This window comes from Alteromonas profundi, from assembly GCF_010500865.1.
In the GTDB taxonomy this organism is placed as follows: Bacteria; Pseudomonadota; Gammaproteobacteria; order Enterobacterales; family Alteromonadaceae; genus Alteromonas; species Alteromonas profundi.
In genome coordinates this window covers 1-4,353 of record NZ_JAAAWN010000056.1, presented here as the reverse complement: position 1 = coordinate 4,353, position 4,353 = coordinate 1, and the positions used below count along the sequence as shown (strand labels likewise).

The following is a 4,353-nucleotide window of genomic DNA, read 5'->3' as shown; positions in this document are numbered from 1 at the left end:
TCATGGCGTTTAACCTTCACTTTTTTTTGGCGAAAGATCTGATCACCAAACGTCATGAATGTTCCCATCTTTTTTATCCCACTGATTTCGCTATATTATTTGTGGGGATACCTCAGACTCTGACCCCTTTATTTATATTTTCAAAAATAACAAAAGTGTTTTGTTATTAGTGCTATTTTTCGCAAATAAAATTACCGTCACACTGTGCGCACTTGAACAACCGCTCTATTGAGCAACGTTTGTCATTGCGCATTTAGCCAAACCAAATGCGCGTAATTTCATTAACTATTGCGAGGATTAACAATGCCTATTGCATTATTTGCGTTAACGTTAAGTGCGTTTGCTATTGGCACTACCGAATTTGTTATTGTGGGCTTAGTGCCCACTATAGCGTCAGATCTTGGCGTAACCTTACCTAGCGCGGGGTTACTTGTTAGCCTCTACGCTGTTGGTGTAGCCGTTGGCGCGCCTGTATTAACCGCATTAACCGGAAAATGGAACAGAAAACACGTACTGCTAAGCCTTATGGCTTTGTTTGTTGCCGGTAATATCCTTGCCTGGCAGGCACCTAGTTACGAAAGCCTAATACTGGCGCGTATCTTAACCGGCCTTGCCCATGGCGTGTTCTTTTCAATTGGTTCTACTATCGCCACCAGCTTGGTTGCTAAAGAAAAAGAAGCCAGTGCCATTGCCATTATGTTTACCGGCCTTACCGTTGCCTTGGTAACAGGTGTACCGCTTGGCACGTGGATTGGACAAAGCTTTGGATGGAGAGCCACATTCTTAGTGGTATCTGCACTAGGCACTATTGCACTTATTGGCAGTGCGTTACTTGTGCCAAACAACTTAAAACAGAGTAAACCTGCGTCGTTAGGCGAGCAAATGAAAGTATTGGTTCAGCCCCGTTTAGTCTTGGTATACCTAATGACCATTCTAGGTTACGGCGGTACCTTTACCGCGTTCACTTACCTTGCGCCTATTTTGCAACAAGAATCAGGATTCGCGCCTTCTGCGATTAGCTTGATCATGCTGGTTTACGGTGTCTCAGTTGCTGTTGGGAACATATATGGCGGTAAATTAGCTGATAAAAAAGGCCCTATTCGCGCACTCACTATTATCTTCAGTGCTCTAGCCATTATTTTGTTCGCCCTCACCTTCACCATGGGTCACAAAATTGCTGCAGTAATTACTATTCTAGTGTGGGGTGCATTTGCTTTTGGAAACGTACCAGGCCTTCAAGTATATGTTGTGCAGCTGGCTGAAAAATTCACACCAAATGCGGTAGATGTTGCTTCAGGGCTAAACATTGCAGCGTTCAACATTGGTATTGCGTTAGGTTCAATTGTTGGCGGTGCCATTGTAGAGGGCATGGAGCTATCTGATACCGCATGGATAGGCGCTGCTATTTCTGTGTCTGCGTTAGTGGTAACACGGTACAGCGGTTACTTAGATAAGCGTGATGCTTCCGCTACGATAAATGCGTAAGGGCACCATTATGACTACCAACACGTTTGATAAACTAGCAGCCCACTACTTTTCAGTAGGCGTAGAGCTTCCACTCGATAACGACTGGGCACATTTTGATGCTACAAAAGGTACGCCGTTTGGCGTACCTGATTTAACTCAACATCACAGTCGCATCCAGTTAGCAGACAAATTAGGTTTTAAGGCAGCTTGGGTACGCGATGTGCCTATATATGACCCAAACTTTGGCGATGCCGCACAAGTTTTTGAAACCTTCACTTACCTTGGCTATCTCGCCGGTATTACTGACAATATTTTACTAGGCACGGCGGCCGTCGTTCTGCCCTTACGCCAACCCTGGTTAGTAAAGAAAGCCGCGGCGAGCGTACAGAAACTTAGCGGTAACCGGCTAATTCTTGGCGTGGCAAGCGGCGACCGCCCTGTTGAATATCCGCTTTTTGGTGTCGACTTTGACACCCGGGGTGAACAATTTAGGCAGTCGCTCGATATTGTAAAACACGGCAATGCGCAATTAACCAAGGGCATGGAGGTACTTCCTAATTCGCAGCCTGAATTAGCTGATACGCCGCTTTATGTTGCCGGACTTGCACAGCAAAGTCCGCAATGGGTTGGGGAAAACATGGACGGTTGGCTCGCCTACCCTGGTACGCCAACCGATCATATAAAACGCGTAGCCTTATGGCGGGAAGTTGCAGGTAATAAACCCTACGTTAGCTTTATCCACCTTAATTTGGTTGAAGACGACGAAGCGCCGATAAAACGCCACCGATTCGGGGTTGAAACTGGCGTAAACGGGCTTATCAAAGAACTTAAGGCAATGAAAAGCGCGGGCGTTAACCATATTGGCCTTCACTTCAGGCGAAATACGCTGCCAGTTGAAGACGCAATACAGCGAATTGCTGATCACGTGCTACCGCATTTTCATTAGTAACGGAAATTAACAAGGAGGCATCATGCCTAACGTAAATCAGTCACAGTCTAACATTCCTTCACTGGGTGTAGGCACATTTCGTTTAAAAGACGAAGAAGCATATAACAGCGTGACGATGGCGCTTGAAGTAGGTTTCCGCCACATTGATACCGCACAAATCTATGGCAATGAAGAAGCCGTGGGCCGGGCTATTAAAGACAGTGCCGTAGCACGTGAAGATTTATACGTTACCACCAAAGTGTGGAACGATAAGCTAAACAAAGCGAGCTTTGTTGACAGTGTAAAAGAAAGCTTGTCAAAACTTCAGCTAGATTACGTAGACCTACTGCTTATTCACTGGCCGTCACCAGAAAACGGTGAAAGCATGGAAGAATACTTAGGTGAGTTACTAAAAGTGAAAACGTTAGGCCTTGCCAAAGAAATCGGCATTTCTAACTTTACGGTGGCTCAAGTTGAACAAGCCGTAGGTATTTTAGGTGAAGGTGTTATTGCCACTAACCAAGTTGAAGTTCATCCTTATCTGACCAACACTAAGGTGCGAGCTGCGTGTGAAAAACATGGCATTGTTGTTACCGGCTACATGCCATTTGCCGTAGGCAAAGTGTTAAAAGACGACACCATTGTTGCCATTGCAGAGAAGCATGGGGTGAGCGCGGCTGAAGTGGTTGTGGCTTGGGAGCTTGCCAACGGCCTTGTGACTATTCCATCATCCACCAAGCGTAAGAACTTGGAAACCAATATCAAAGCACTTGAGCTGACGCTTGACGCAGAAGACATTGCAAAAATTGACGCACTAGACTGCGGCGATCGTCAGGCCACACCAGACTTTGCCCCAGAGTGGGATTAGAGAGGTTTTAGATAGGTATTATGCAAGCGAAGGTTTGGCAGTTTCAACAAGCAGGTAAGCCACTAGTGCATGACGAGCAGGCAATCTCGGCACCAGCGGCCGGGCGTATTGTGGTGCGTAATTATGCGATTGGTATAAACCCAGTAGACTGGAAGTTTATCGACGATAATCCCCGCGATTGGCAAGAAGGTCATGTGCCAGGTGTCGACGGCGCAGGCGTTGTTATCGCCGTGGGCGATGGTGTGGATAACGGGTTATTGGGAAAGCGCGTTGCTTATCATCATAGCCTTAACGAGCACGGCAGTTTTGCTGATCATACCGTGGTATACGCAAGCCGCGTAATGGAGGTGCCTGAAAGCATGGACTTTGCATTGGCTGCGGCGCTGCCATGCCCTATGCTTACGGCATGGCAAGCATTCAGTAAAGTACCCGTTAGGCAAGGTGCTGATGTACTAGTTAGCGGAATGGGGGCGGTAAACAAGCTGCTTTCCCAACTGTTATCGCAGGCGGGCTTTAATGTGCACGTTATATCCGGCAGTTTCACACAAGCGCAAGCGGATGTAATGGGTGTAAAAGCCATTCATAGTGATGCCCCAAAAGGCCAAAGCTTTTACGCACTTTTCGATGCAAATGGCCCTGATAACGCCAAAGCCCTTGTACCTTTATTGGAAGCGAATGGTCATGTGGTGAGTATCTTAGGGCGCGTTGAAGAACCCGTGGATGAGCCGTTTACCCGAACAATTTCATATCACGAAATTGCCCTAGGCGCTTTACACGATTTCGGTGATTTAGCGCAGTGGCAACGTCTTATGAACGACGGTGAAACCTTGTTAAGACAAATAACAGAGCAACAAATAGTGGTAGAAATACCCCAAGTTTTTACTTTTGAAAACCTTAATGACGCGCTTCATTATTCTAAAGAAGCCAAACAAAAAGCAGTAGTGACTGTTGCTTAAAAGAAATGGGGTCAGAGTCTGAGGTATCCCCACAAATAATATAGCGAAATCAGTGGGATAAAAAAGATGGGAACATTCATGACGTTTGGTGATCAGATCTTTCGCCAAAAAAAAGTGAAGGTTAAACGCCATGA

Annotated in this window: 4 protein-coding genes; all 4 read left to right on the top strand. The window is 46.3% G+C overall.

The genetic code is table 11. The features are described 5' to 3' along the window. The first annotated feature begins 303 nt into the window (after positions 1 to 303). Genes GTH32_RS18875 through GTH32_RS18860 form a run of 4 tightly spaced genes read left to right on the top strand, consistent with a single transcriptional unit; the run spans position 304 to position 4,219 of the window. Positions 304 to 1,485, top strand: a complete 1,182-nt coding sequence (locus GTH32_RS18875; protein ID WP_163088717.1) for an MFS transporter — start codon at positions 304 to 306, stop codon at positions 1,483 to 1,485. Between the two features lie 10 nt (positions 1,486 to 1,495). Next, positions 1,496 to 2,413 (top strand): TIGR03571 family LLM class oxidoreductase, encoded by a 918-nt coding sequence (locus tag GTH32_RS18870; RefSeq protein WP_163088715.1) that lies wholly within the window; start codon positions 1,496 to 1,498, stop codon positions 2,411 to 2,413. Between the two features lie 25 nt (positions 2,414 to 2,438). Continuing rightward, a complete protein-coding gene (gene dkgB / locus GTH32_RS18865; RefSeq protein WP_163088713.1) occupies positions 2,439 to 3,263 on the top strand; it encodes a 2,5-didehydrogluconate reductase DkgB in 825 nt (274 codons plus the stop codon). Between the two features lie 20 nt (positions 3,264 to 3,283). Beyond that, complete coding sequence (locus GTH32_RS18860) at positions 3,284 to 4,219, top strand: alcohol dehydrogenase catalytic domain-containing protein (RefSeq protein WP_163088711.1); 936 nt, start codon at positions 3,284 to 3,286, stop codon at positions 4,217 to 4,219. Positions 4,220 to 4,353 lie beyond the last annotated feature (134 nt).

Bases quoted from the DNA above. Each gene is read 5' to 3' on its own strand.
- GTH32_RS18875 (WP_163088717.1), top strand. From the start codon at position 304: ATGCCTATTGCATTATTTGCGTTAACGTTAAGTGCGTTTGCTATTGGC.
- GTH32_RS18870 (WP_163088715.1), top strand. From the start codon at position 1,496: ATGACTACCAACACGTTTGATAAACTAGCAGCCCACTACTTTTCAGTA.
- dkgB (WP_163088713.1), top strand. From the start codon at position 2,439: ATGCCTAACGTAAATCAGTCACAGTCTAACATTCCTTCACTGGGTGTA.
- GTH32_RS18860 (WP_163088711.1), top strand. From the start codon at position 3,284: ATGCAAGCGAAGGTTTGGCAGTTTCAACAAGCAGGTAAGCCACTAGTG.